The sequence below is a fragment of the Ensifer sp. Root278 genome (assembly GCF_001429285.1).
In the GTDB taxonomy this organism is placed as follows: Bacteria; Pseudomonadota; Alphaproteobacteria; order Rhizobiales; family Rhizobiaceae; genus Ensifer.
In genome coordinates, this window is the sequence record NZ_LMJJ01000019.1 from 1 (window position 1) to 25,872 (window position 25,872).

23 protein-coding genes and 1 pseudogene are annotated in these 25,872 nt (G+C 62.4%); 16 read left to right on the plus strand and 8 right to left on the minus strand.

Annotated features, from left to right (window positions below; all coding sequences use genetic code 11):
• Positions 1-320, minus strand: a pseudogene (locus tag ASE60_RS15725) (hypothetical protein); the annotation flags it as partial.
• Positions 317-970, minus strand: coding sequence for a HemK/PrmC family methyltransferase (locus ASE60_RS15730; RefSeq protein WP_082615888.1), 654 nt, complete (start codon positions 968-970; stop codon positions 317-319). The pseudogene ASE60_RS15725 and the gene ASE60_RS15730, both read right to left, overlap by 4 nt.
• 270 nt (positions 971-1,240) lie before the next feature.
• On the opposite strand from ASE60_RS15730, the gene ASE60_RS15735 reads away from it, so the two are divergent.
• The 11 genes from ASE60_RS15735 to ASE60_RS15785 all read left to right on the plus strand — a co-directional run bounded on the left by ASE60_RS15735 (position 1,241) and on the right by ASE60_RS15785 (position 14,484).
• Positions 1,241-2,563, plus strand: coding sequence for a lipopolysaccharide biosynthesis protein (locus ASE60_RS15735; protein ID WP_057251508.1), 1,323 nt, complete (start codon positions 1,241-1,243; stop codon positions 2,561-2,563).
• Positions 2,564-2,630: 67 nt separating this feature from the next.
• On the plus strand, positions 2,631-3,701 hold the full coding sequence (locus ASE60_RS15740) for a GNAT family N-acetyltransferase (RefSeq protein ID WP_112994701.1): 1,071 nt from the start codon (positions 2,631-2,633) through the stop codon (positions 3,699-3,701).
• A gap of 128 nt (positions 3,702-3,829) precedes the next feature.
• The gene (locus tag ASE60_RS15745; RefSeq protein ID WP_057251510.1) at positions 3,830-5,446 is read left to right on the plus strand and encodes a GumC family protein; all 1,617 of its coding nucleotides are present in this window, start codon (positions 3,830-3,832) and stop codon (positions 5,444-5,446) included.
• A 13-nt stretch (positions 5,447-5,459) separates the two neighbouring features.
• Positions 5,460-6,788 carry an O-antigen ligase gene (locus ASE60_RS15750; RefSeq protein WP_057251511.1) on the plus strand — a complete coding sequence of 443 codons (1,329 nt, stop codon included), beginning with the start codon at positions 5,460-5,462 and terminating at the stop codon, positions 6,786-6,788.
• The gene (locus ASE60_RS15755) at positions 6,781-7,542 is read left to right on the plus strand and encodes a polysaccharide deacetylase family protein (protein WP_057251512.1); all 762 of its coding nucleotides are present in this window, start codon (positions 6,781-6,783) and stop codon (positions 7,540-7,542) included. Before ASE60_RS15750 ends, ASE60_RS15755 begins: the two co-directional genes overlap by 8 nt.
• Positions 7,543-7,551: 9 nt before the next feature.
• Positions 7,552-8,811, plus strand: coding sequence for a glycosyltransferase family 4 protein (locus ASE60_RS15760; protein WP_057251513.1), 1,260 nt, complete (start codon positions 7,552-7,554; stop codon positions 8,809-8,811).
• Positions 8,812-9,136: 325 nt separating this feature from the next.
• Positions 9,137-10,237 carry a glycosyltransferase family 4 protein gene (locus tag ASE60_RS15765; protein ID WP_244495634.1) on the plus strand — a complete coding sequence of 367 codons (1,101 nt, stop codon included), beginning with the start codon at positions 9,137-9,139 and terminating at the stop codon, positions 10,235-10,237.
• 139 nt (positions 10,238-10,376) lie between these two features.
• Positions 10,377-10,739, plus strand: a complete 363-nt coding sequence (locus ASE60_RS15770; RefSeq protein WP_057251514.1) for a VanZ family protein — start codon at positions 10,377-10,379, stop codon at positions 10,737-10,739.
• Positions 10,740-10,820: 81 nt separating this feature from the next.
• Positions 10,821-11,819, plus strand: a complete 999-nt coding sequence (locus ASE60_RS15775) for a glycosyltransferase (protein ID WP_057251515.1) — start codon at positions 10,821-10,823, stop codon at positions 11,817-11,819.
• Between the two features lie 53 nt (positions 11,820-11,872).
• Positions 11,873-13,984, plus strand: a complete 2,112-nt coding sequence (locus tag ASE60_RS15780) for a hypothetical protein (RefSeq protein ID WP_057251537.1) — start codon at positions 11,873-11,875, stop codon at positions 13,982-13,984.
• An 80-nt stretch (positions 13,985-14,064) separates the two neighbouring features.
• Entirely contained in the window at positions 14,065-14,484 is a 420-nt protein-coding gene (locus ASE60_RS15785) for a CBS domain-containing protein (RefSeq protein WP_057251516.1), read from the plus strand.
• A 71-nt stretch (positions 14,485-14,555) separates the two neighbouring features.
• On the opposite strand, the gene ASE60_RS15790 is transcribed toward ASE60_RS15785, so the two are convergent.
• The 6 genes from ASE60_RS15790 to ASE60_RS15815 all read right to left on the minus strand — a co-directional run bounded on the left by ASE60_RS15790 (position 14,556) and on the right by ASE60_RS15815 (position 20,580).
• Entirely contained in the window at positions 14,556-15,263 is a 708-nt protein-coding gene (locus ASE60_RS15790; protein WP_063891513.1) for an OmpW family protein, read from the minus strand.
• A gap of 192 nt (positions 15,264-15,455) precedes the next feature.
• Positions 15,456-16,202, minus strand: coding sequence for an ABC transporter ATP-binding protein (locus tag ASE60_RS15795; RefSeq protein ID WP_057251517.1), 747 nt, complete (start codon positions 16,200-16,202; stop codon positions 15,456-15,458).
• Positions 16,199-17,008 carry an ABC transporter ATP-binding protein gene (locus tag ASE60_RS15800; protein WP_057251518.1) on the minus strand — a complete coding sequence of 270 codons (810 nt, stop codon included), beginning with the start codon at positions 17,006-17,008 and terminating at the stop codon, positions 16,199-16,201. The genes ASE60_RS15795 and ASE60_RS15800 overlap by 4 nt, the downstream gene beginning before the upstream one ends.
• Positions 17,005-17,856, minus strand: a complete 852-nt coding sequence (locus ASE60_RS15805) for an ABC transporter permease (RefSeq protein WP_057251519.1) — start codon at positions 17,854-17,856, stop codon at positions 17,005-17,007. Before ASE60_RS15805 ends, ASE60_RS15800 begins: the two co-directional genes overlap by 4 nt.
• Positions 17,853-18,818 (minus strand): ABC transporter permease, encoded by a 966-nt coding sequence (locus tag ASE60_RS15810; RefSeq protein ID WP_057251520.1) that lies wholly within the window; start codon positions 18,816-18,818, stop codon positions 17,853-17,855. Before ASE60_RS15810 ends, ASE60_RS15805 begins: the two co-directional genes overlap by 4 nt.
• 217 nt (positions 18,819-19,035) lie before the next feature.
• Positions 19,036-20,580, minus strand: coding sequence for an ABC transporter substrate-binding protein (locus ASE60_RS15815; protein WP_057251521.1), 1,545 nt, complete (start codon positions 20,578-20,580; stop codon positions 19,036-19,038).
• 468 nt (positions 20,581-21,048) lie between these two features.
• On the opposite strand from ASE60_RS15815, the gene ASE60_RS15820 reads away from it, so the two are divergent.
• The 5 genes from ASE60_RS15820 to ASE60_RS15840 all read left to right on the plus strand — a co-directional run bounded on the left by ASE60_RS15820 (position 21,049) and on the right by ASE60_RS15840 (position 25,869).
• Positions 21,049-22,128, plus strand: coding sequence for a LacI family DNA-binding transcriptional regulator (locus tag ASE60_RS15820; protein ID WP_057251522.1), 1,080 nt, complete (start codon positions 21,049-21,051; stop codon positions 22,126-22,128).
• On the plus strand, positions 22,125-23,144 hold the full coding sequence (locus ASE60_RS15825) for an ABC transporter substrate-binding protein (protein WP_057251523.1): 1,020 nt from the start codon (positions 22,125-22,127) through the stop codon (positions 23,142-23,144). The genes ASE60_RS15820 and ASE60_RS15825 overlap by 4 nt, the downstream gene beginning before the upstream one ends.
• A gap of 100 nt (positions 23,145-23,244) precedes the next feature.
• Positions 23,245-24,072, plus strand: a complete 828-nt coding sequence (locus ASE60_RS15830; RefSeq protein ID WP_057251524.1) for an ABC transporter permease — start codon at positions 23,245-23,247, stop codon at positions 24,070-24,072.
• Entirely contained in the window at positions 24,069-24,848 is a 780-nt protein-coding gene (locus ASE60_RS15835) for an ABC transporter permease (protein WP_057251525.1), read from the plus strand. The genes ASE60_RS15830 and ASE60_RS15835 overlap by 4 nt, the downstream gene beginning before the upstream one ends.
• Positions 24,841-25,869 carry an ABC transporter ATP-binding protein gene (locus tag ASE60_RS15840; RefSeq protein ID WP_057251526.1) on the plus strand — a complete coding sequence of 343 codons (1,029 nt, stop codon included), beginning with the start codon at positions 24,841-24,843 and terminating at the stop codon, positions 25,867-25,869. Before ASE60_RS15835 ends, ASE60_RS15840 begins: the two co-directional genes overlap by 8 nt.
• Positions 25,870-25,872: the final 3 nt, after the last annotated feature.

The following is a 25,872-nucleotide window of genomic DNA, read 5'->3' on the forward strand; positions in this document are numbered from 1 at the left end:
TTGAGGATGCGCGCTCCGGCCAGGGGGTCGCTCTCGCGATCCTCGACCATCAGCGAGCCGCAGATGGCGGCGCGCAGCCGGCGGCCATTCAGCACCATGGGCAGGACGTTGACGCCGACAAATCCGGAAATGACGCCCTTGTCGTTCACGTGCACGAGGGGGCGTATCTGCGGATCGCAGCCGGGCGCATCGAGGTAAAGCTGCTGCATGTAATCGGCAAGTGCCGGCGGCGGTGTGCTCTGGTCATTGCGGAACACCCGCTGGAACATGCCTGCAATCGCCGGGATGTCCGCGCGTTCGAGCGAACGGATTTCGCTCATCTGGGTAAGCTTCCGGCCCGGTCATCGATTTTTCTGACGATGGCGACGCGCGGCTTGCCGTCGCGATCGGTTGCGAACGTCACAGGCTCATAGGTCTTGATGCGCGACAGAAGGGCCGCCGCCTGTCGATCCTGGCCCTCGCCAAACTCGAACAGCAGCCAGCCGCCCGGCTTCAGAAAGGCGACGGCGTCGCGGATCAGGCGCTGGTGAATGGATATGCCATAGGGGCCGCCATCAAAGGCTTCACGCGGCTCGCTTTCAAGCAGGTGCGCCCGGTCTCCCTCCAGACGTCCGGTCGAGATGTAAGGCGGATTGCAAACGATCATATCGACCGCGCCTTCGAGATTATCGCCTTCGAAGGCGGCGAAGAGATCCCCCTGCCGGATGGAGACACGTGCGCCCGTCTCGAGCCGGTCGACGTTGCGGCGCGCCAGCGCAACGGTGCTGTCCGTGAGGTCGGCGCCCCAGACGCGGGCAGACGGGACATCGTTGGCGATACCGAGTGCGAGATTTCCAGAGCCGCAGCACATGTCGATGACGGTTGGTGCCGAAGGGCCATCCGCGAGGATCGACACGGCTTTTCTTCCGAGGAGCTCCGTTTCCTCGCGCGGGACGAGAACGTCGGGTGCCAGTTCAAGCTCCACGCCCATGAAGCGATGCAGACGGATATGATTGTCGTTGTGCGGCACGGCCACCCCCTCATGTCCTCGGTCGAATTGTTCCTGGATAAATCTGTAGACGCGCAGTGCTGCAGACTATTGTAATCGGGTAAATGAAGCTCAAATGCAATTGCGGCGCATGTGTTAACCGCGCAATCATCTCTACCTGCTACCTTGCGCAGCGATCAAAGGCGATTGCTCGCTGTCATTGAGTGCGCTTCTGCGCAATGAACGGCTGGTTGGTGTCAAAGGCAGATCGGAATGGCTTCGGAAGGTGTGAAGGAACGCGCGCACAGACCGTTCCTCTCGATGATCATGTCCTATGCTGCATCTGGCGGCAGCCTCGTCATCGGGTCCGCCGCCCAGCTTCTGACGTTTGCTATCCTGGCGCGCTGGCTCGGCGTGCATGAGTTCAGCGTTTTCGTCGCAATTACCGCTGTCGCCAACATCGCCGTGCACCTGTGCGGTCTCGGCGCGATGGAATGCCTGGTGCGCCGCGTGGCGCGCGATCGCAGCATGTACGCGCGCATGCTCGGGCACAATATTCTGCTGACCGCCGTGAGCGGCGTGATCCTGGTTCTGCTCGGCGCTGCCGTCCTGCCATTCTTCTTCACATTGTCACCGGATCCCGCCACCAATGTCGCGGTGATCACGCTGATGCTCATCACCAACATCGTCTTCGTTCGCATCATCGTGCTGGCGGAGCAGATTTTCCTCGCGCATTCGAATTTTGCCTCGGCAAACAAGGTCGTCGTCGGCTTTGCCGTGGCGCGCACCATTGCCGCCGCGCTCGCCTGTATCGCGTTCGGAGCTGCGACGGTCGCCTCCTGGGCGGTGTGGCAGTTCATCTGTCATGTGCTCGTGGCTGTCGGATGCTGGCGTGCCGTCAAGGTGCTGGGGCGTCCGACCTATGGCATCGTCCGTGAAGAGTTGCCGCTGGGGCTCTATTTCAGCATCCCGTTCATCCTGCGGGCCGTCAGGCAGAATGCCGACCTCTTGGTTTTGAGCCTGGTGGCGACTGCCGAGGTCATGTCGAGCTACAGCGTCGCGCGGCGTATGCTGGAGAGCAGCTACCTGTCGGTTGAAGCGCTGAACCGGTTGATCTATCCCGGCTCCGCGAAAGCGACTGCAACCGGGCTGCACCATGCGTTCGAACGTGTGCGCAAGGTGCTGATTGCCGCCACCTCGATCAGTATCGCTGCCGCCGTCGCGGTCTTTGTGCTCGCTCCAGTCTTGCCCTATCTTTTCGGCAAGGATTACGTGTCGCTCGTTTCCTTCGTCCGCATCCTCTGCTGGGTCGTGGTGCCGCTTGCCATGTGGACGGTGGCGATGGAGGCGCTCGGCGCATCTGGGCACCATCCGGCGCGCGCCTCGGTCATGGGCCTCGGCAGCGTGCTCGGCGCCGCGCTTACGGCCTGGGCCACCTGGCATGCGCCGCCGACCGGAACCTTCGTCTCCTTCTATGTCATCGAAATTGCGATGGTCTTGGTGTCCTGGACCGTCTTCTTGCGCTTCGTGCGGAATGATCGGGAGCAGGCCGCTGGCGGCGCGTCTCTGGCAACGAGGATGGCCCATGAAGCTTGAGGCCGAAAACAGCCATGCCGCAAGGCCGCTCGGCCGGGAAACGCCGCGCCTGGGCAACGTACGGGCCATGGAGCCGCGGGATATTCCCATCGTCAGCAGCATGTTCACCCGCATCTTTCGCAAACGCGAAGAGGCGGCGAGCGAAGAGCTTCGACAATATCTCGAGACCACCTTCTTCGGCAGCCCGCTCTATACGCCGGAAAACGGCAGCATCGTCTATGACGACGGGACTGGCGGTATCGGCAGCGCCATACTGGCGCTGCCGATGGAGTTCACGGTCAATGGCCGACATACGGTGGCGAAACTGCTTTGCGCCTTCATGTCCGAAGGCAAGGCCGGCGCAGTCGGCGCGGCCTGCCTTGCCCGCGCCATGCGCGCCGCCAGACAGGACATGTGCTTTTCGGACAATTCGTCGCCGGTCAGTGCGGACCACTGGGTGGCAGGCGGGGGCGTCGTGCTTCCGATACAGAGCCTCGATTGGCGCCGTGCCTTTCGGCCGCTCAAAGCCTGGGCTCTGACGATTGGCCGGCAGGCACCGCTCCTCCGGTCGCGCGTCGTCATGGGGCCGCTTGCTGTTGCCGATCGAATCTTGCGCCGCCGTCGCCCCCGGACGAAGCCGGATGCGCGAGCCGGTTGCACGACGCGCGCCATCGATCCCGCGGCCTTTGTCGAATGCGCCGAGCCGATGCTCCTGCGTTTTGCCGTCAGACCCGTCTGGTCCCGCAGTGAATTCGACTGGCTGACGGCCGTCGCCGGTTTGAACAGCACTCTGGGGGAACTCCTGAGCCGGGAGGTCGTGGATGAGGGCGGGCGCGTGATCGGCGCCTATCTCTATTTCGGCAAGGCCGCTGAGACGGCGACGGTGCTCAACATCGTCTGCGAGGCGGGCCGTGAGTTCGACGTCACCGCGCAAATGTTCCATTCGCTTGATGCGGAGGGCTATGCGCTTGCCGTCGGCAGCGCGCAGCCTTTCCTGATGAACGCGATCTCTCGCCAGAGATGGCTCTCCTTCCATCATCGCGGCTACTTCTGCATGGTGACCCGGCACGCGGATCTCAAGGATGCCGCGCAACGCAACGACATCTATGTCGGCGGACTGGCGTCGGAGAGCTGGAGCCGGTTGCTGACTGACTTCTGACCCCGCGCGTTAAGCGGCAAGCCCTGCCGTTTAACGGAATATTCACCCTACAACCTTAATTCTGCGATAGATGGCGGCTCGCGGGGTCACGATCTTCGCGTCTTGATGGGCGTGCGTGAGGGATGCTTATGTACAGGCCGGACGAGGCCGAAAAACGGAGGCCCAGCCAGCAGGCGCACGATCAGCGTGCACCGGCCGCGAGAGGCTCGTTGCTCGATCTGCTGTCGTCTGACTTGCCGGAAACGGAGCAGGTGGCCGAGAAGTATGTAAACGCCCGGCCGCAACCCAATGAACCCTCGGAAGTATCAAGGCGCCAAGTCAAGGCCGCTGCGTCACCCCCACCGGTGCGTCGCGACAGCTATCTCCCCGGATTGAACGAACTCGGCAACATTGGCGTCGATGATATCATCGGCTGGCTGCGCGACGGGCTCCTCTGGATCGTCGTCGCAGTGATACTCTGTGTGGCCGCCGCGCTTGCCTATGCGATGACGGCGACGCCGCGCTACAATGTCTACACCGACATCGTTGTCGACCCCTCCAATCTGAATGTCGTCAGCGATGACGTTTTCACCTCCAACCCGCAGCGCGACGCGCAGTTGCTGGAAGTCGAAAGCAAGCTTCGCATTCTCACGTCGCGCAACGTGCTGTCGCGTGTGATCGACCTGTTGCACCTTGCCGAGGATCCGGAGTTCGTGAAGCCCTCGGCCTTCGGTTCGCTGAAGAGCCTCTTTTCGACGAAGGCGGAGCAGCAGGCAGGAAATGAACTTGCCGCGATGCGAGCGCTATCGGAGCGCGTCGAAGCCCGGCGCGAGGAGCGCTCCTTCGTCGTGGTCATGAAGGTCTGGAGCGAGGAGGCGGCGAAGGCGGTGACACTGTCCAACACGATCGTCGCGGCCTTTGAGCAGGAGCTGTTTCAATCTGCCGCCGAGAGCGCCGGCCGTGTTGCCCAGAACCTCAATGCGCGCCTCGATGAATTGCGCCACAATGTCACCGAGGCTGAACGCGCCGTCGAGGATTTCCGCCGCAAGAATGGTCTGCAGTCGACCAATGACGGCCAGCTCGTCAGCAATCAGCTTTCGAACGAACTGAACACGCAGGTTCTCGACGCCCAGCAGCGCTTCATCCAGGCGGATACGCGCTATCGGCAGATGAACGATGCTATCGCTCAGGGCCGAATCGCGAGCGCCTCGGAGTTCGAATCCGTCAACATGACGAACCTGCGCGAGCAGTACAACGTGCTGCAGCAGCAGATCGCCTCGATGCAGCGCACCTATGGCGAGCGTCACCCCCGTCTCGTCAATGCCCGGTCCGAGCGCACGACGCTGGAAGGCGCTATGACCGACGAAGCGCGCCGCATTCTCGATCGTGCCAAGGCGGACATGGGTCGCGAGCAGCAGGCGTTTGCTGCCCTGCGGGCCAAGGCGAGCGACGAGAAGTCCAACGTGTTTTCCGACAACGAGGCTCAGGTGCAACTTCGGGATCTCGAGAGAGATGCCCGCGCCAAGGCCACCATCTACGAGACCCACCTGGCGCGCGCCCAGCAGATCACCGAGCGCCAGCAGATCGACACGACCAATGTCCGCGTGATCTCGCGCGCGCTGCCGCCGAATGCGCGGAGCTGGCCGCCGCGGACATTGATCCTGCTCGCGGGAGGCGTAATCTTCGGTCTCGCACTTGGTATCGGCCTGGCCCTGACGCTAGGGCTCTGGCGTTTCCTGCGCGGACGCCGGCTCGCAGTGGCCTGAGAAGGGGGACGGCATGACGAGCGCCGTCTATCGCGAGGAGAGCCCGGCGGACCTGCTCCGCGTCCGTATAGGAACCGTGCTCTTCATGGCGACGTTCCTGTTTTTCTGGATAACGACCACGCCCTTTATCGACCTGACCGGGGCGGCGGTGCTGGATCCTTCGGCCGGCAACTCCAATCGGTTGAACCAGATCGTATCGCTTGCACTCTTCGCGGCCATGTTGGCCTATGGGCTGGCGCACCCGATGCGGGGCATCATCCTGCAGCCGCGGCCATTGCTGGCCGTGCTCTACATCTGGTTCCTGTTCGTCTCGGCCATATCGGCCTATCCGATGTTCGGCATCAAGGGGACCGTGCTCGCCGTAATGGTGACGATCAATGCCAGCATTTACCTGCTGCTGCCCGCTTCGGAGCGACATTTCGCCAAGATGCTCGGTATCGGCACCCTGTTCATGCTGGCGGTCGCCTATTACGGGGTTCTCTTCAAGCCGACCCTGGCGATCCACCAGGCCTCCGAACTGCGCGAACCGATGAACGCCGGCCTTTGGCGTGGTCATTTCCCCCACAAGAACAGCGCTGCGGCGGCCATGGTGATTGCCGCCTTCTTTGGCCTCTTCGTCATGAACGTCTGGTCACGACTGGCTGGGCTGGTTATCGTCGTTTTATCGTTCAACTTCCTGCTCCACACGGGCGGCAAGACTTCGACCGCCATGCTGCCGGCGATCGTGCTGCTTGCCTGGGTTTTCGAGCGGTTCCGCTTCCTGCGCATCCCGATCGTTATCGGCGGGGTCGGTCTGTTCAATCTCTTCGCCGTCGGCTCCGCGGTGTTCAAGCCACTCAGCGACTTCGTCACCGAGCTTGGCATCGATGCGACCTTTACCAATCGCGCCGATATCTGGCGCTTCGCCTTCACGGCGCTCGCCGAACAACCGATCACCGGCTACGGCTTCAAGGCTTTCTGGCAGACGTCGGAACTGGTCAACAGCGGCGGCTCGATCGAGACCTGGGCTGTGGCGGCCGCAAATGGTCACAACTCCTATCTCGATATCGCCCTGACGACGGGTTTTCCCGGATTGTTGCTGACGGTGATCTGGCTTTTGGTTCTGCCTCTCCGCAACATCGCGCGCCTGGCACCGGCCGTGGAGCATTCGCATCTGACCCGGCTTTACATCCGCGTCTGGCTCTACACGATCTTCAACGCCGGCCTCGAAAGCCTGTTTTTCGAGGGCGGCAACCTGCTGTGGTTCACATTCCTCTTTTCCCTTTACGGCCTGCACCTTCAATCGCGCGCGGTTCTTTCGGTGGCCCCGCAGCAGGTAAAATCCGGAGCCGTCTATGCCTGATCTCCTGCAAACCGTCGACGGCCTTGTCGATCGCGTCGCCAACCGGTTGATCTGGCGCTTCGCGGCTAAGCCGCGCGACGTTGTGACCGATGTGCCACTCGTTTCCTTCACCTTCGATGACGTGCCGGATACTGCGCTTCATAACGGTGCCGCGATCCTCGAGCGCCACGGTGCGCGGGGAACGTTCTACATCGCCGGCGGATTGGCTGATCGAGTCGAAGCTGATCGCACTCTGATCTCAGCGGAGGGATGCGCCGATCTCGCCGACCGCGGCCACGAAGTCGGCTGCCATACCTTTTCACATAGCAAGATCAGGCGCCTGGGTGCTGCCGGTCTTGCTCGGGATCTCGACCGCAATACCGATTATCTGAAGCGCAGCGGTGTCGGGGCGGCAGCGACGAATTTCGCCTTTCCCTACAATGCCGCCTGGCCGCTGTCGCGCCGGGAACTGGGTCGGCGCTACCGCACCTGCCGCGCCGCTGGCGAAAGCATCAACCGCACCGCCGTCGACCCGTTGATGCTGAAGGCAGTAGAGATCCGACAGCCGGAAGCGGATGCGCGCGCACTGAGCGGTTGGATCGACGATGTGGTCGCCCGGCCCGGTTGGCTCGTGTTTTTCACCCACGACATCGCCGCGCGTCCGACGCCCTATGGCTGCACGCCGGAAACGTTGGAACACCTCGTCGAATACGCGGTCGCAAAGGGATGCGTGGTCCTGCCCGTCGAGCGGGTGCTCGACAGGCTTGGCTGGTAGGAGAGCGCCATGTCTGGCCAACGAAACGGCAACAACAGGCTGCTCGCCATCAACAACTACTTCTATCGCCGCGGCGGCGCCGAAGCGGTTTTCTTCGACCATATGAAGATGTTCGGCGATATCGGCTGGGACGTGGTGCCCTTCGCCATGGAGCATGAGGACAATAAGCCTTCGCCATGGTCCGACTATTTCGTCTCCGAGATCGAATATGGCCGGCGCACCAATCTGCTGCGCAAGGTCGTGCAGGCGGCGAGCGTGATCTACTCGCGCGAGGCGCAGCGCAATGTCGACCGGCTGATCCGGAGTGCCCGGCCCTCGATCGCCCATGCGCACAATGTCTATCATCATCTGTCGCCGGCGATCTTCTCGACGCTGAAGCAAGCCGGCATCCCTGTCGTCATGACGGCGCACGACCTGAAGCTTGCCTGCCCCTCCTACAAGATGCTGCGTGATGGCGCCGTCTGCGAGGACTGTCGCGGCGGGCACGTCTACAACGTGTTGCGCCACCGCTGCATCAAGGGAGAGGTGACGCTGAGCGCGGTGGTGCTGGCGGAAACGCTGGTCCACCGCGCGCTCGGTCTCTACCGCAACCAGGTGGACCGCATCGTCGTGCCGAGCAAGTTCTATGTCGACAAGTTGGTCGAGTGGGGATGGCCGCGTGAGCGCATGGTCCACATTCCGAACTTCGTCGACGTCGAGGACTATTCCGACCAATGGACAGAGGGCGACTACTTCGTCTTCGCCGGACGTCTGGCGCCGGAGAAGGGGTTGGGGACGTTGGTAAGAGCGGCGGCATCGTCGCGTCAGCGCCTGGTGATCGCCGGAACCGGGCCCGAGGAAGCGATGCTTCGCGAGCTGGTCGAGCAGACCGGGGCCGATGTCACATTCGCCGGTTATCTCTCGGGCCAGGCCCTGCACCGTCTGATTGGGGAAGCACGCGCCCTGGTCCTGCCATCTGAATGGTACGAGAACGCACCGATCAGCGTGCTTGAAGCCTATGCGTTGGGACGACCAGTCATCGGCGCATCGATCGGCGGTATCCCCGAAATGATCCGGGAAGGTGAGACCGGGATGACGGCAAAACCCGGTGATGCTGACGATCTCGCACGGGTACTGACGCGGATGGCGGCGCTCCCTTCCTCCGAACGTGCGGCGATGGGGGCATCGGGCCGGCGTTGGGTCGCCAGTGAATTCTCCGCTGCCGCCTATCGAGACAGAACACTTGACCTCTATGCATCGCTCGGGGCGGGGGAGGGCCGGCGCCGTTAACCGTCGCGCGCAATTTGTAGTAATGTGGGCTCGCCGTATGGTTTCTGGTCAGTTATATAAGTGGTCAATGAAATATTTACTTGGTTGATAAGTATTTCGCCGTGAAATCCGGTACGGACAACCTTCGAGGCGACGCATGAGCAGTAACTCTGATGTCTCGCGAAGTCACCGCCAGCAGCCGGTGATTGCACAGGAGATCGCACAATCCGGGCTGTCCGAGGGACGCGCGCAGATGCCCCGGCGCGGCGCGGCTCTGTCTGGAAGGCAGCGGGCTCTGGCCGTCCAGAGTGGAGCTGTTGCCGCCAGAGGCGAGCGCAAGCGCGTGATGATGCTGGGCTTGCGCGGCATTCCGAACGTTCAGGGTGGTGTCGAGAAACACGTCGAAATGCTCGCCAGCAAACTTCTGGGCTACGGCTGGGATGTCGAGGTCGTCGGGCGTCGGCGCTATCTTCAGGAAAGCGACTGCTACGCCTGGAACGGGGTCGAGGTCATCCCTCTCTGGTCGCCGCGCCGCATGGCGCTGGAGGCGCTCGTTCACACCTTCCTCGGCGTATGTCTTGCCGCCTGGCGGCGACCGGACGTATTGCATATCCACGCCATCGGCCCGGCATTGATGACGCCGCTTGCACGCGTTTTCGGACTGAAGGTTGTCGTCACCCATCATGGCTACGACTACGACCGGCAGAAATGGGGCGCCTTTGCCAGGCGGACGCTGAAGCTCGGTGAGTTCTTCGGCATGCGGTTCTCGAATGGGCGTGTGGCGATATCGCAGGATATCGTCCAGACCATGCGCGCGCGCCACCATGTGTCGATGACGCTGGTCCCAAATGGTGTCGCGATTACGCTGCCCTCCGGCAACGCCGGTATCCTGCGTGAATTTGGCCTGGCGCCGCGATGCTACATCCTGCTCGCCGCACGATTGGTTCCGGAGAAGCGGCAGCTCGATCTCATCAGGGCCTTTGCGAAATGTGGGCTGACGGATGTCCGGCTCGTGATCGCCGGTGGCGCGGAGTTCGAGACACCCTATGTCCGGGAGATGAGAACCCTCGCCGCCGAGGTGCCGGGGGTGGTGCTTACCGGCTTCCAGTCCGGCGATAGACTGGCAGAACTCTTCGCCAATGCCGCCCTGTTCGTGCTGCCTTCAAGCCATGAGGGCATGCCGATCGCGCTGCTGGAGGCGATGGCCTACGGCCTGCCCTTGCTGGCAAGCGATATCATTCCCAACCGGGAACTGGACCTTGCGCCCGACGAGTACTTTCCGCTGGGCGATATCGATGCGCTTGCAGCCGGCATCACCGCAAAGCTTGCTGCGCCACTCAGCGATGACGATGTGCGGGAGCGCGCGGCCCACGCGGAAGCTACCTACAGTTGGACAAACGTGGCGCAAAAGACTGCGGCGGTGTATAGCGCATTGCTGGCGAAATAGGCCGACGTTCGCGTCTGCCCGTGTCTTCGCCAATCAAGTACGACAGCGCGCCTTGCACGTTTGGACGGGCAGGCGGGCGCCGTCGTGGTCCGTTCGACGATTGCCGTGCCTTGCACGCCGCCTGGAAGACAAGCTGACAATGAACCTCAAACGCGCCGCCGGCCTTTTCGCATGGCTCCTTTTTGCCGTGATCGCCTATTCGACGATGTCTCCCCTCGAATTGCGTCCGCGCATCGGGCATCTCGTTCATCTCGAGCGGTTCGGCGCTTTCGGCCTGCTGGGGCTGCTGTTCGCGATCGCCTATCCGAAGCACCTCGTGCGTGTCTTGGTTCTCGTGCTTGCCACTGCGATCGGCTTCGAACTTTTGCAGATGATTTCGGCGGATCGCCATGCGCGGGCGGCTGATGTCGCTGTCAAGCTTCTCGGTGGTGTCTGCGGCGTCTTCGGCGGCTGGTTCCTCTTTCGCTATCGGTTGCCATTGCTGCGTTTGCTGGGGCGGTAAACCAAAACGCAAAATATCGCGGGTAAGATCGCCCGCGACTTGGGCGCGGTTGTCGACGCGCTGTTGATATGAGGAGAATGCGTGGCAGTATCCGTCATCATCAAGACGCTGAACGAAGAAAAGCGCATCGCCGCGAACATCGAGAGTGCGCTTGTCGCCCTCAAGACGGTCGGCGGTGAGGTCATCGTTGCCGATAGCGGTTCCTCCGATAGAACCATAGAGATTGCCTCCCGCTATCCGGTCGTCATCGCCCAGATCAGCCCGCCGGCGCTTCCAAGTTGCGGGATCGGTCCGCAGCTCGGTTTCCAGTATTCCCGCCACGAGCACATCTGCCTGCTCGATGGCGACATGCTTCTGGACAGCGATTTTCTTGAGGTTGCCGAGGTGTTCCTGGCCGACAATCCTAAGGTCGGCGGCGTCACCGGTCATGTCCAGGAGATGCTGACTTCCAACCTCGAATTTGCCCGGCGAGTAACGCGCAATGCGCCGGAGAACCGCATCGGCGCGATCGACCGCATGAACGGCGGCGGCCTGTATCGCCGCTCGGCGATCCAGGCGGTCGGTTACCTCTCCGATCGCAATCTCCACGGCTACGAGGAGTTCGACCTCGGTATCCGGCTGCGCAGTGCCGGCTGGAAGCTGCATCGCCTCGACCGCCGCTTCGTCCAGCATTTCGGCCACACGGACAATTCCTACCGGCTGCTCGTCCGCCGCTGGAAGAGTAAGTATCTGTTCGGCATTGGCGAGCTGCTGCGCGCATCGCTTGGCCGGCCCTATTTCCTGCAGCTCATCAGGGAGCTGCCGGAGCTCAAGCTCTGGGCTCTGGTTTATCTCTGGTGGGCGGTTTCGCTCGGCCTGCTGCTTTTCATGCCCAACAGGGCGCTCGCGCTCGGCGTGGTCCTTGCGATCCTCGCCGGCGTCGTCGGGCTCATGAGCCTGCGCAAGGGGGGCATCAGCATGGGGCTCTACACCGTCGTTGCCTGGTTCTTCCATGCGGCGGCCCTGCCGGTCGGCTTCTTCCGGGCGCGCCGGAAGCCTGATGCGCCAATCGAGAGCAAGCTGCTCGGGGCCCCGGCGTGATAGGGCGTCGGCTGTTCGCTGCTGCGGCATTGCTCCTCGCATTCGGTTCGCCCATGCGCGCATCGGATCAGTGGCTTCCCGTGCGCGAAGTCTCACTCGAACTAGAGGCTGGCAGCCCTCTCGACTTCTCATCTTTCCTGCCGAACGGGACGATCAATGCGGATCGTCGCCTGGTCGCAGGCACCAATGGCCGACTCGCGTTCGCGAGCTCGCCCGAAAAACCTGAAAGGATGCTCTGCGCGTCACTCGCCTGGAGCCCGGCGTCCGGCGGGTTTCCCGATCACGTAACGGCCGATCGCTACGCCCGGCAGTTGGCGATGCACGGCTACAATCTCGCTCGACTGCATTTCGTCGATGCCAGCCTGATGTTCGGCCGTGACCGGGATTTCGACTACGACCCCGAGACCCTCGACCGCATTCAGTATCTGCTGGCGGCGCTGAAGCGCAACGGCATCTACTGGATGGTCGATGGCCTCTCGTCGCTGCGCGGCGTCTATGGCGGCTTTGACGACCGCTGGGACGATGGAGGAAACCTCAAGCTCGAGCTGCTTGTGGATGACCGGGCGTTCGATCACTGGAAGCGCATGCAGGAAACGATCCTTGCGCGCGTGAACCCCTATACGGGCGTCGCGCCCATCCGCGACGATGCCCTGGCGGTCGTCATTCTCGCCAACGAGAACGGGATGGAGTTCGACGCTGTCGTGCACGATCGGCCGGGAAAAGCGCCTTACGATCCGTTGCTCGCCAAGCCCTTCAATGACTGGCTGGCGAAACGCTATGGCTCCACCGAAGCTTTGGCCAAGGCTTGGCCCGATCTTCGCTCCGATGAGACGATCGAGGCGAGATCGGTCGAGCTTCCCGCAGACCGCTACGGCGACAGCGCGCGTCTGCGGGATCTGCAGGCTTTCTTCATCGAGACGGAACGGGCCACAACCGCACGAATGAGCGAGGTGCTGCGCGGGCTTGGCTACCGCGGCCTGATCAGCAACTACAACAATTGGCCGACGGTCCAGGCGTCGCTCAGCCGGCGCGACCTCGAAGCCGTGACCATGAATACCTATCACGACTGGGTCAGCGGCTACGCGCCGGGCAGCAAAACCACCCAGGCCAGCTCGATTGCCGACGGGGTGAACTATATCCGGATGATCGCCGCAGCGCGCTGGCTCGGCAGGCCCTTCGTGATCAGCGAATACGATCATCTCTTCTGGAACCGCTACCGCTTCGAGGCGGGGCTGGCGATGTCGGCCTATGCGGCGCTCCAAGGCTGGGATGCGCTTTGCCGCCATGGTCACGGCCCGATCGTTCTTACCTATGGCGAGCCCTTCGCACACAAGAAGGCAATGCTTCCCTATGCGATCGCCCTCGATCCCGTCGCCCGTGCCGGCGAGACGCTGGCAGCGTTGCTTTACCGCCGCGGGGACGTTGCGACATCGGACGTAACCGTCCCGTTTGCCGTGCGTGGTGAAGAGGATCTATCTGACGACATGCAGGCGCGGGAGCCGGAATATCTGACCGACCTCGCGCTCGTCGGGAGGATCGGACTTGAGGACGTAAAGGATCTCGACAAAACACCTGCCGTACTGCAACCACGTCAGCAAAACAGCGAAGCGCTGCTCGAAAGCCTGCGCCAAAGCGGCGCGCTTCCGGCGGACAATGGCACGAACATCGATGCCGGCATCTATCAGAGCAGCACAGGCGAGATCGTGCTGAACCGTTTTGCCGGGCAATTGCGCGTTGCAACGACCGCGACCGAAGCAGCAGCCTTCTCGTCGCTACGCGAGCCTATCGATCTCGGGGTCCTGAGCATCGACGGGGCCGACGGCAATGGGCTGATCGCGGTCTCGGCCCTCGATGCGGAAGCATCCCTGAGCAAGAGCCGCCGTTTCCTCTTGATCTTTGCGACCGATGCGCAGAACACCGGCATGACATTTCGCGACACCGAAGAGAAGGTGATCGAGGATTTCGGGCGGTTGCCCGTCCGGATCCGGGAAGGCTATGTGGATCTTTCGCTGGAGCGAAGCGCTGCGAGCTGGAGCGTCTCGCCTGTTGGTCTCGATGGGACTGTGCATGCGCCCGTCGTGAAGGGGAAGGGCGCCGTCGCCTTCCGTCTCTCAAACAAACTTCCCTCCGGTCCGACGACCTATTTCCTTCTCGAGCTGCAATAGAAATCGTCTGTCGCCAGTGGATCAATGAATGGCCACGATGTCAGCTTATTCTCCGCCGCTTTCAAGCACAGGAGGGTACGATGAAAATATCGGAAGCCATGCATCCCGGCGCTCGCTGGATCTCTCCCGAAACAGATATCAAGACGATCGCACGCATCATGCGGGACGAGGATATTGGGGCCTTGCCCGTCGGCGAAAACGACCGCCTGATCGGCATGGTCACGGATCGCGACATCGCCTTGCGTGCCTTTGCCAATGGGCGCGATCCCGCTTCGATGACGGCACGCGACTTGATGACCAGGGATATTGTTTACTGCCGCACCGGTGAGACGATCGAACACGCCGTCCACCTGATGGAGGCGAAACAGGTCCGGCGTCTGCCTGTAATCGACGAGGACAAGCGCATGGTCGGCATGCTGTCACTGGGCGACATATCCCATGCCAGCAGCCGGCAGTTGTCAGGTGAACTTGCGCGGGCAGTCACGGCTCATCACCTCTAACATCCTGCCTCTACAGTTGCGGCGCCTACTACGGCGCCGCAAACGGTTTCTCGCGTCGCTCCGCGAACGGATCAGAAGCGGTAACTGATGCCCGTGCCGATCAGCCAGGGGTCGAGTTTGACCTTGCCGCTGACCGCACCGGCACCGGGCAGCGTCGCGTTGACCTCAGGCTCAAGGAACAACTTCTTGACGTCGAAGTTCAGACCCCAATGGTCGTCGAGCTTGATGTCGACGCCCGCCTGCAGCGCCACGCCGAAGGTGTTCTTCATGTTGAAGCTCGAGAAATCGCCCCGGGGCTTCTCGTTGTAGAACATCGTGTAGTTCACGCCAGCGCCGACATAGGGCTTGATCTCGTCGGTGACGTTGAAGTGGTACTGCAATGTCAGCGTCGGCGGCAGCAGCCACGCCTTGCCGATTTCGCCGAGACCGGAGATCGAGCCGCTGCCGCGCGCCGTGTGCGGCGTCGTGCCGAGGACCAGTTCAGCCGCGATGTTGTCGGTGAAGAAGTAGGTGATGTCGAGTTCCGGCACGACGGAATTGCTGACGCCGACCTTTTCGCCATCAAGCGCTGTGCCATTCAGGGAGAGCGAGGCTTTGTCGTCGGGCAGGACGGCCAGCGCGCGGGCGCGGATCATCCATCGGCCCGGCTCGCTGGCGAGAGGCATTTCCGGTGCCGCGACCGCGCTGGGCTCGGAGAGATCTGCCGCCGTCGCGATCGCGAGCGGCGCCGCGAGTACGGCAAAGACGACGGCAGATGGCAAGATGGCGCGAGTAGGCATGATTTCCGGACCCCCAGAAGAAATTGAACATCGCCGGTCAGGGCGTTCGGCCACAGGGTATCTGCGGCCGGCGGCACTATGCTCACGAAGTGCGTCTCAGGGGTTGTCCTGGATCAATGCGGCCACGAATCACCAAGTCCTTGGGGGTAAAGGCGGATTCGTCCGGACCCAAGAACTTCGTGCAATCCCTTGTCAGGCAGGCATGCGCGGAATGCTGGCAAGCAACCGCTGCGTATAGGGGTGCTTGGGTACAGCCAAAATGTCGCGGGTCTTGCCGCTCTCGACCACCTTGCCCCGTTCCAGGATGATCATTTCTTCACAAAGGGCGGCAACGACGCCGAGATCGTGGGAGACGAACACCAGCGTCAGTTTTTCCGAAAGCGTCTTAAAGAGCTCGACGATGCGGATGCGGGTCGAAAGATCGAGCGCACTGACCGCTTCGTCGGCGAGCACGATCTGCGGACGGGCGACGATCGCACGGGCAATAGCGATGCGCTGGCGCTGGCCGCCCGAGAATTCGTGCGGATAGCGGCGCATCGCGTCAAGCGGCAGGCCTACCGCTTCGAGCGCTTCGGCGACCGTCTGCGTGCGATCGCCCGGGATCCGCAACGACCTGAGCGGCTCGCCGATGATGTCGATCACCCGCTGGCGCGGGTCGAGGGACGAATAGGGATCCTGGAAGACCGGCTGCACCGCGCGTCGATAGCGCTGCATGAAGGCACTGTTTCCAGTATCGAGGCTCTCCTCGCCAAAGCGAATGACGCCGCTGGTCGGGCGAATGAGCCCGAGCATCAGCCGCAGAAGCGTCGTCTTGCCGGACCCGGATTCGCCGACGAGGCCGACGCTGACACCGGGGCGGACAGACAGCGAGACGTCGTTGAGCGTGGTCTGCTCGCGGGAATAGCCGAAGCTGACGTTTTGAAGATCGAGCATCATCATCCGGTTGCCCCGAGCGCTTCGTCGAACAGGCGGGCCGCTTCAACCAGGGTTTTGGTGTAGTCGTGTTGCGGGTTGCCGAAGACCGCCTTGACGGGCCCTTCTTCGACAGCAACGCCGTTCTTCAGCACGATCACGCGCTCCACCACCTGGGCAACGACGGGCAGGTCGTGGCTGATGAACAAAAGCGCCATGCCGGTCTCGCGCACCAATTGATCCAATAGCTTGAGGATTTCCGCCTGCGTCGTGACGTCGAGTGCGGTCGTCGGCTCGTCGGCAATCAAGAGCTTCGGGCGGCAGGCGAGCGCCATGGCGATGGCGACGCGCTGGCGCTGGCCGCCCGACACTTCGTGCGGATAGGAGTTGATGATGCGTTCCGGCTGCGGCAGCGCCACCTTGTCGATGAGGTCGCGGACTTCGCGCTGGACGACATCCTTCGATGTCTTGCCGCTCTCCCGCTCCAGTCGGCGGCGAACCGGTTCGGCGATCTGCCGGCCGATCTTCATCAGCGGGTCGAGTGCTGTCAGCGGTTCCTGAAAGACGACGGCGGCGGCAGCGCCGCGCAGACGGTTCATGACGCTGTCGGTGGCGCCGACCACCTGCTGGCTGTCAAGCTCGATCGAACCGCTTACGCCGATCGACACGGGCAGCAGGCCGGTCGCAGCCATGGCGGTCATCGACTTGCCTGAGCCGGACTCGCCGATCAGTCCGATGCGCTCGCCCGGCCGGATCGAGAAGGAGAGATCGGATACCAGCGGCTTATCGCCGGCGCGAATGTGGAGGCCCTGGATGTTGAGAAGCGCTGTCATCGCGATCTCCCGCGTGTCGGATCGCCGATGTCGCGCAGGCCGTCGGCGAGAAGGTTCATGCCGATGACAAGGGCGACCAGGGCGATGCCGGGAGCAATCGCGCCGATCGGCGCCGTATAGACGGTGCCCTGCGCTTCCTGCAGCAGCCGTCCCCAGGAGGCGTTTGGCGGCGGTGCGCCGAGACCAAGATAGGAGAGCGACGCCTCGGCGATGACGGCAAGGCCGAACTGCAAAGCGAAATTGACCGAGAGCGTCGGCCAGATATTGGGAAGCACGTGGCGAAAAACGACGCCGGCCCAAGAGGTTCCCGATGTTCGCGAGGCGACGATATAGTCCTGGCGCAGCACCCGTTTGGCGAGGATGCGGGTCAGCCGAGCGACGGTTGCGGAGATCGCGAGGCCAAGGGCCAGGATTGCCGTCCACAGACTGGCGCTGTCGCTTGCCGCGACCACCAACATGGCCAGAAGCAGGGTCGGGAAGGCGATCAGGATATCGAGCGTCGCGGCCATCACGTCGTCGGCAAGGCGTGTTGCAAAGGCGGCGAGAACGCCGAGACTGACGCCGACCGTCGCGCCGATCGCAACGGCGCCGGTGCCGACAAGAAGCGCCGTTCGCGCACCGATCATCAGTTGCGTGAGCAGGTCGCGCCCCAGCCGGTCGGTCCCGAGCCAGTGCAGGAGCGATGGCGCTTCCAGTCGGCCACCGGAGGCGTTCAAAGGATCGTACGGCGTCCAGAACAGCGTGAGCAGGGCGACGAGCAGATTGATGCCGACGAGCGCGAGCCCGAGGGTGAGGGCAAGAGAGTGCCGTTGCTCCCGTCTGGATACCGACGTCTCGACCGGGCTCATGCGCTGCCTCCAACGGCGCGCTCGCGCAGGCGCGGATCGATCAGCCGCTGGGTAAGATCGGCGCCAAAGCCGATCAGCAGCACCAGTAGCGTCGAGATGAACAGCACGCCCTGGACGTTGGGATAGTCACGCTGCTCGATCGCGAGCAGCAGCATCGAGCCGAGACCCGGCAGCGCGAAGACACGCTCGATGACGACGGCGCCGAGCAGGGTCGTGGCAAGCTCGATGCCGAGAATGGAGACGATCGGCACGGCGCCGTTGCGGATGCCGTGGCGAACAAGCGCTTCAGGAAAGCTGGCGCCGAGGGCGCGCGCGGTGCGCAGGTAATCGCTGCCGAGAACATCCTGTGTCGCCGAACGCACGTAGCGCAGCAGCGATGCGCCCATGACGAGCCCGATCGTCAAAACAGGCAGCGCCAGCGCATAGAGCACCTGTCCCTCATTCTGCCAGCCGCGGCGGGGAAAGCCGCCTGATGGAAACAGCCGGAAGGTGACGGCAAAGACAGTGACGAGCAGGATGCCGACCCAGAAGACCGGAATGGCGATGCCGAGCTGCGAGACCGTCGAGATCAATCCGCCATACCAGCGGTCGGCCTTGACGGCCGAGAGAATGCCGAGCGGCACCGCGATCAGAATGGACAGCAGGAAGCCCATCAGCGCCAGCGGTACGGTGACCGTCAGCCGCGCGGCGATCTCCTCGATCACGGGCTTGCCACTGACGAAGGAGGTGCCGAGATCGAAGCGGGCGAGGCTGCCGGCAAAACGAAGGAACTGCTGCCAGAGCGGCAGGTTCGAACCGACCTGCTCGCGAGCCTTTTCGATCTGCGCGGCATCGGCGCCGACGGACAGAAGCGCATTGGCCGGGTCGCCGGGGAGCAGGCGCAACAACACGAACAGCACCACCGCCGCGATCAGCAGCGACAGGATGAGGATGGCAAAGCGGCGGACGAGATAGGTGAGAATGGCTGCATTCCTTTCTTCTCACGGGGTCCCGCGATCAGAGAAGTTGGCTTTTGCATCAAAACGGAGAGGGAGGCTAGAGCGGCGGCTCTATTTTAGTGTGGCCTGTATCGGACTGGCCGAAACGGCTCGGGCGAGGCCAAGCAAGCTTGCGGAACGCAAAGCCCCCGGATTGGATCCGGGGGCTCTTCATTGCCGCGAAAAGCGGAAGTCGTTTCGCTTACTGCTCGCTCTTCTTGATGCCGTAGGCAAAGAACTGCGAGTTCAGACCATTCACCGGGTAGCCTGACACAGCCGAGCTCGAAACGACGATTTGCGGATAAAGATAGAGCCAGTTGCTGGCGGCATCCTCGGCGATGATCGTGTTGGCTTCCTTGAGCTTGGCGGTCTGCTCGTCGGTGTTGGCGGCGGCTTCCGAGGCCTTGATCAGGTCGACAACCTTGGGGTTGTTGTAACCCCAGTAGAAGTCCGGGTTGCCGTAGAAGACGATGTCGCGGTGGTTGACGTGCTCCTGCAGCGTCGCCTGGAAATCATGTGCCTTGTAGACCTTCGTGTACCATTCGTTGGCGGTGATCACGTTGATCTCGACCTTGATGTTCACCTTGGCGAGTTCGCTCTGGATGAACTGGGCGACGATCGGGTGCGGGTCGTAGTTCGGCGTGTCGAGCTTGAAGGTGAAGCCATCGGCAAAGCCTGCTTCCTTCAGGAGCGCCTTGGCGCTTTCGACGTCATAGGTGTCGACGGCGGTGAGGTCCACGTACCAGGGATCGGTCGGCGGCACGAAGGAGCCGATCAGCGTGCCGTACTCGCCCCAGATCGAGGTCAGCAACTTCTTGTCGTCGATGGCGCGGGCGATCGCCTTCCTGACCTTGACGTTGTCAAAGGGGGCGACGCGGTCGTTGAAGGCAAGCAGTTGCTTGGTGGTCGACTGGCCGGCGGTTACGGTGAAGTCAGGATTGTCCTTGAACTGGGCGATCGAGTCCGGGCTCTGGACACTGGTGATGATGTCGACCGCGCCGGTCAGAAGCGCATTGTTGAGTGCGGTTGCGTCGGTGAAGTACTGGAAGACGACTTCGCCATTGGTCGGTGCTGTGCCCCAATATTTGTCGTTGCGGGTCAATGCCAGCGACGAGCCGCGGCGCCATTCGTCGAGGCGATAGGGGCCGGTGCCGTCTTCGCTGGCGTTCAGGTCCTTTGCCGCATCGTTGACGATCCAGACGTAGCTCAGATTGTAGGGGAGCGAGATCGAGCGTGCGGACAGCTTGACGACGACGGTTTGGTCATCGGGCGTCTCAATCGCGCTGATCGTCGAAAGGCTCTTCTTGCGCGAACTCTTGGATTGCTCGGCGGTCACGCGCTCGATGCTGTACTTCACGTCGGCTGCGGTGAGCGGGTCGCCGGAATGGAAGGCAACGCCAGGGCGAAGCTTGAACGTGTAGGTAAGGCCGTCTTCGCTGACGCTCTGCTCGGCGACCAGACCCGGCTGGACGTCGCCCGCATCGGTCAGCGTGAACAGCGCTTCATAGACATTGCAGTTGAAGGCTTCGTTGATGCCCTGGCCGGCGCCGGCGGTGTTGTCGAGGTTCTGCGGCTCGTAGAGCGAGCCGATGGTGATCGAGGCGTTGGGGTCAAACTTGGCGTCCTCGGCGAAGACGGCTGTGCTCGTCGACAGAGCGAGCGCCAGTGTGGCGGCAGCCAGAGTTGCCCCTCGTGCGCGGCGGGCTTGTCCCGCGGTCTTGCCAAAACCGATGATAGTGCCAGTCATGTCCCAAACTCCTGCATTGTGCCTGTCACGCGGATCGCGTCGCCACCCGAATGTACGCACCGGATGATTGCGATGCATCATACTTATTCCCTAGTAATTTAGTGGGAAAATTGGTTTCTTTTGTCCGTCGAAGTTGAAAATTGTACCCGCGGCCGTGGCGGATGGGCATACGCGTATTTCGCCTTCCGTCGTCCGGCGCACTTTCGAGATATATCAGGGAGCCTTCACGGACCAGTTTGGTTCCGGCGAATTGGGCCGCCACCCAACTCTGATTTTGAACGGTCTTCTCCATAAGCTTTATGCAGGATTGCCGGCTTGGAATAAGGGGGGACGTCGATTGTTATTCATGACGATTTTCCCTCGAAAATTGCAAAATGCAACACGTCGACAAAAGGATTCGACACCCAGGAGATTCTGATATATCGCATGATTAATCGTTTAATCATGCGATAGCGGAAACCACGGATTTTGGCGCGTTCCGGACCAAAACTAACGAGGATTGCCAGAGCGCTCGGCGTGTCCGCAGCCACGGTTTCGAACGCGCTCTCCGGCAAGGGCCGCGTGTCTGCCGAAATGGTGGAGAAGATCCGCGCGACCGCGGCCGAGCTCGGTTACGTACCGAGCCAGGCGGGCAGGGCGCTCAGGACCGGTCGCACCGGCGTCATCGGTCTCGTTCTTCCCGATATCGCCAATCCGCTCTTCCCCCAGATCGCCCAGGCGATCGAGCTTGCCGCCTCGTCGTCGGGCTACGGCGTGCTGATTGCGGACTCGCGCGGCGACGTCTCGACCCAGACCAAGGCGATCGAGCGGCTGATCGACCGCGACGTCGACGGCCTGGTGATCGTGCCGCGGCGCGGTACCCGCGTCGCCGATGTCGGCTGTCCGGTTGCCGTCATCGATACGCCCTCGACGCCCGGCAACACGGTTGCCGCCGACCACTGGGGTGGCGGCCAGCAGATCGCCGAGCACCTGAAGGCGCTCGGGCACCGGCGCGTGCTGATCATCGGCAACAATCCCGCCTCGAACGTGCAGAACGACCGCGCCGGCGGCATCCGCTCCGTCTTCGGCCAAGGGCTTCATACCGACACGCTCTGGATCGAGCCCTTGGAGAAAGTGTCCGGAAAGGGCTGTCCGCTCGGGCTCGCCGGGAAGGTGGCGGAAGGCTACACCGCGTTTGCCTGCATCTCCGATCTCCATGCGCTCCGGGCACTGACCGAATTGCAGCGCGCCGGCATCAATGTTCCGGAAAAGGCGAGCGTGACCGGTTTTGACGATCTGATCTGGTCGCCGGTTATCACTCCAGCGCTCACGACCGCGCGCATGGACATGACCGAGATTGCCGCGATTGCCGTTGCCGCGCTCGTCAAGGCGATCCGCGAGCGCGATCCGTTCGATCCCGAGATCGGCGCACCGGTCACGGCCGAGAAGTCGAAAGTGCCGATGCATCTGGTCGTCAGGCAATCGGCCGCCGCACCGCCCGCGCTTCAACCCGTTCATACCACTGCCACCGCAGCCACATCCGTCACCGAAGGAGGACACCAGTCATGAAGAAGTTCCTGCTTGCCTCGAGCGCGCTCTTGCTCGTCGCCCCTGCCGCGTCTGCTCAGGAAAAGACGCTCACAATTTCCGTCTACGGCTTTGCCCAGGACGCATTCAAGGAGCTTGTCTACACGCCGTTTGAGCAGAAGTGCGGTTGCAAGCTGGTGGTCGAAACCGGCAACAGCGTCGAGCGCCTGGCAAAGATGGAAGCCAACAAGGCAAGCCCGGTTGTCGACATGGCCGTCGTTTCGATGGCCGACGCGCTCTCGGCTTCGCGCGCTGACCTGATCGAAAAGATCGACACCTCGAAGCTCCAGAACTTCAACAAGCTCTATGACCTTGCCAAGGATCCGAACGGCGACGGCATGAGCGTCGGCTACACCTTCTACGCAACCTCGATCGTCTATCGCTCGGACAAGATGGAAGTGAATTCCTGGGCCGATCTGCTCGACGAGAAGAACGCCAGCCACGTCGCCTTCCCGAACGTCACGACCAACCAAGGCCCGCCGGCGCTCTACATGGTTGGCGAGGCCATCGGCAAGAATACGCCGGACCTCAAGGAAGCGATTGCCGCCGTCGGTGCCAAGAAGGACGACATCGTCACCTTCTACGTCAAGTCTTCGCAGCTCGTGCAGTTGATGCAGCAGGAAGAGATCTGGGCCGCACCGATCGGCCGCTTCTCTTGGGAAGGCTTCACCAAGCTCGGCCTGCCAATCAAGTGGGCAACGCCGAAGGAAGGCCAGACCGGCGGCATGAATGTGATGGTGCTGACCAAGGGCGGCAAGAACCAGGACTTGGCGCTTCAGTTCATGGATTTCTGGCTCTCGACCGAAATCCAGACGGCGCTCGCCGAAAAGCTGGTCGACAGCCCGGCCAACAAGGACGTCAAGGTTTCGCCGGAGATCGCCGAGAACCTGACCTACGGCGAAGAGACGGTGAAGAACCTGAAGCTGATCCCCTCGGCTGTTGCCCTCGACAACCGCGAAGCGTGGCTGTCGGAGTGGAACGCGCAGGTCGGCCAGTAAGCCAAACAACTGAACTCCATCGGCCGAACTTTTCGGCCGGTGGAGCCACGGCCACCGGGACGGGCAGGCCGCTCTACTTGATGCCTTGAAAGGAAGAAGGATGTTTCAGAACCGCGCCGAAGCCCTGGCGCTCGCTCTGCCCGCAGCGGTCTTTGCGGCGATCGTCTTTCTTGCGCCGGTGGTGATCCTGCTGGCGGAAGGCTTTCGCAACGCCGACAGCTGGTCGCTGTCGGCCTATACGACCTTTTTCTCGGATCCGCTGAACCGCACCGTCTTCCTGCGTACCTTCCGACTTGGTCTGATGGTCACCGCTGTTTCGGCGGTCATTGGCTATGCCGCGGCCTTTGCCATCGTCAATCTGACGCCGCGCAACAAGGGGCAGATGATCGGCCTCGTCGTGCTGCCGCTGATGATCTCGTCGGTTGCCCGCACCTATGCCTGGATCGTCATCCTCGGCCGCACCGGCATCGTTAACCAGGCGCTGCAACTGGTCGGCCTCTCGGATGAGCCGATCCGCTTTCTCTTTACCGAAACGGCCGTCTTCATCGGTCTCCTTCAGCTCTTCCTGCCGCTGATGATCCTGTCCTTGATCAGCGCGCTTGAGAACATGCCGAAGGATGCAATTCCTGCGGCGCGTGTTCTTGGCGCCAACTGGTTCCAGGTGTTCTTCAAGGTGATCCTGCCGCTCACCAAAGAGGGCCTTGTGATCGGCGGCACGCTGGTCTTCACCGGCTCGCTGACGGCCTACATCACGCCTGCGATCCTCGGCGGTTCCAAGGTGCTGATGCTCGAAACGCTGCTCTACCAGCGCGTCACCGTCGCCAACGATTTCGTCGCAGCCAGCGTCATCGCCTTCATTTTGATCGTCATGAGCTTTGCCGCCAATCTTCTTTTGAAACGGCTTGCCACCGCGAGGAACAAGCGATGACACCCCGCGTCTTTTCACCCCTTGTGCTCTTCCTGGTGATTGGCTTCCTGATAGGGCCGTTCTTCATCATCGTCGCCGCCTCGCTTTCAGGCGGCGAGACGCTGGCCTTCCCACCGCAGGGCTTCTCGCTCAAATGGGTCGCCAAGGTCTTCACTGTCGAGAGCTTCCGCGAGAGCTTCGCGATCTCGATGCTTTTGGCGATCGGCGGTACGGCTGCGGCGCTTGTGCTTGGCGTTCCCGCGTCCTATGCGCTTTCACGCTACAAGCTGCCGTTCGGCGAAACCATCCGCACGATCGTGTCGCTGCCGATCATTGTGCCGGGCATCATCGTCGGCCTGGCGCTGCTGCGCTACATCGTCGTGCCCTTCGGTTTCAACATCACGCTGACCCTGTTTCTCGCGCATACGGCGCTGGTTCTGCCCTATGCGGTGCGGGTGGTCTCGGCGAGCCTCAACAACCTGCGCTCCGACATCGAGGAGGCGGCCGTGCTGCTCGGCTCCTCGCGCGCCGGCGCCTTCTTCCGCGTGGTGATGCCGAACATCCGCAGCGGCATCTTGGCCGCCTTCATCCTCGGCTTCGTCACGAGCTTCAACCAGGTGCCGGTATCGCTCTTCCTTTCCGGCCCCGGCGTGCGCACGCTGCCGATCGACATGCTCTCCTACATGGAGATCACCTACGATCCGTCGGTCGCCGCCCTCTCGGCACTGCTCGCCTTCATGTCCATCGGCATCGTCTTCCTTGCCGAACGCTTCCTGGGATTCTCTCGCTATGTCTGACGCCGCCTTCCTCAGCCTTGAAAAACTGACGCTCGCCTATGGCGATACCGTTGCGGTGAAGGATCTCGACCTTTCGATCCGCAAGGGCGAACTCGTGGCGTTCCTCGGACCGTCCGGTTGCGGCAAGACGACGACGATGCGCTCGATCGCCGGCCTGCTGACGCCGGCCTCCGGTGCCATCAGGCTCGACGGTGCCGATATCACTCGGGTCTCCGCAAACAAGCGCTCCGTCGGTCTAGTCTTCCAGTCCTATGCACTGTTCCCGCACCTGACCGTGTTCGAAAACGTCGCCTTCGGCCTGCGGCTGAAGAAGCTGCCGGCGACAGAGATCGAGAGCAAGGTAACGGCCGGGCTGAAGTCGGTCGGGCTTTCGAAGTTCTCCGCCCGTAAGCCGGGCGAACTCTCGGGCGGCCAGCAGCAGCGCGTGGCGCTGGCGCGCTCGATGGTCATGGAGCCGAAGGTGCTGCTTCTCGACGAGCCGCTGTCGAACCTCGACGCCCGCCTGCGCCTCGAAATGCGAACGGAATTGCAGCGCGTCCAGAAGGAAACCGGCGTCACGATGATCTTCGTCACCCACGACCAGGGCGAAGCCCTGTCGCTGGCGGATCGGATCGTCGTCATGCTCAACGGCGCGATTGAGCAGATCGGCACGCCCGAGGATATCTACAACCGCCCGATCTCGCGCTTCGTCGCCGATTTCGTCGGCTTCGAGAACATCTTTGCCGTCGAGGGCGGCAAGCTTGCGGTCGGCAACGGCCCGATCGATCTTTCCGGATCCCTGCCGCCTGACACGGCAGGGCTTGCGTGGCGTCCGCGCATGGTGACCCTTGGTTCAGGTCCTTTCCAAGGCACCGTGCGCGGAGCCTCTTTCTCCGGCAGCACGCGCGAATACCTGCTCGATACGCCGCTCGGTGCCATCAAGGCCGAGGAAGATGCCGCATTGGCGGCGCGCGAAACCGGCTCTACGATTGCCTTCGATCTCCCGGTCGACAAGGCTGCGCGCCTCAAGAAGTTCGGTTGACGT

Coding starts and splice junctions, on each gene's coding strand:
- ASE60_RS15735 (WP_057251508.1), top strand. CDS start 1,241: ATGGCTTCGGAAGGTGTGAAGGAACGCGCGCACAGACCGTTCCTCTCG.
- ASE60_RS15765 (WP_244495634.1), top strand. CDS start 9,137: ATGATGCTGGGCTTGCGCGGCATTCCGAACGTTCAGGGTGGTGTCGAG.
- ASE60_RS15800 (WP_057251518.1), bottom strand. CDS start 17,008: ATGACAGCGCTTCTCAACATCCAGGGCCTCCACATTCGCGCCGGCGAT.
- ASE60_RS15805 (WP_057251519.1), bottom strand. CDS start 17,856: ATGAGCCCGGTCGAGACGTCGGTATCCAGACGGGAGCAACGGCACTCT.
- ASE60_RS15825 (WP_057251523.1), top strand. CDS start 22,125: ATGAAGAAGTTCCTGCTTGCCTCGAGCGCGCTCTTGCTCGTCGCCCCT.
- ASE60_RS15760 (WP_057251513.1), top strand. CDS start 7,552: ATGTCTGGCCAACGAAACGGCAACAACAGGCTGCTCGCCATCAACAAC.
- ASE60_RS15750 (WP_057251511.1), top strand. CDS start 5,460: ATGACGAGCGCCGTCTATCGCGAGGAGAGCCCGGCGGACCTGCTCCGC.
- ASE60_RS15840 (WP_057251526.1), top strand. CDS start 24,841: ATGTCTGACGCCGCCTTCCTCAGCCTTGAAAAACTGACGCTCGCCTAT.
- ASE60_RS15815 (WP_057251521.1), bottom strand. CDS start 20,580: ATGACTGGCACTATCATCGGTTTTGGCAAGACCGCGGGACAAGCCCGC.
- ASE60_RS15795 (WP_057251517.1), bottom strand. CDS start 16,202: ATGATGATGCTCGATCTTCAAAACGTCAGCTTCGGCTATTCCCGCGAG.
- ASE60_RS15770 (WP_057251514.1), top strand. CDS start 10,377: ATGAACCTCAAACGCGCCGCCGGCCTTTTCGCATGGCTCCTTTTTGCC.
- ASE60_RS15745 (WP_057251510.1), top strand. CDS start 3,830: ATGTACAGGCCGGACGAGGCCGAAAAACGGAGGCCCAGCCAGCAGGCG.
- ASE60_RS15740 (WP_112994701.1), top strand. CDS start 2,631: ATGGAGCCGCGGGATATTCCCATCGTCAGCAGCATGTTCACCCGCATC.
- ASE60_RS15785 (WP_057251516.1), top strand. CDS start 14,065: ATGAAAATATCGGAAGCCATGCATCCCGGCGCTCGCTGGATCTCTCCC.
- ASE60_RS15830 (WP_057251524.1), top strand. CDS start 23,245: ATGTTTCAGAACCGCGCCGAAGCCCTGGCGCTCGCTCTGCCCGCAGCG.
- ASE60_RS15790 (WP_063891513.1), bottom strand. CDS start 15,263: ATGCCTACTCGCGCCATCTTGCCATCTGCCGTCGTCTTTGCCGTACTC.
- ASE60_RS15730 (WP_082615888.1), bottom strand. CDS start 970: ATGGGCGTGGAGCTTGAACTGGCACCCGACGTTCTCGTCCCGCGCGAG.
- ASE60_RS15835 (WP_057251525.1), top strand. CDS start 24,069: ATGACACCCCGCGTCTTTTCACCCCTTGTGCTCTTCCTGGTGATTGGC.
- ASE60_RS15755 (WP_057251512.1), top strand. CDS start 6,781: ATGCCTGATCTCCTGCAAACCGTCGACGGCCTTGTCGATCGCGTCGCC.
- ASE60_RS15780 (WP_057251537.1), top strand. CDS start 11,873: ATGCGCGCATCGGATCAGTGGCTTCCCGTGCGCGAAGTCTCACTCGAA.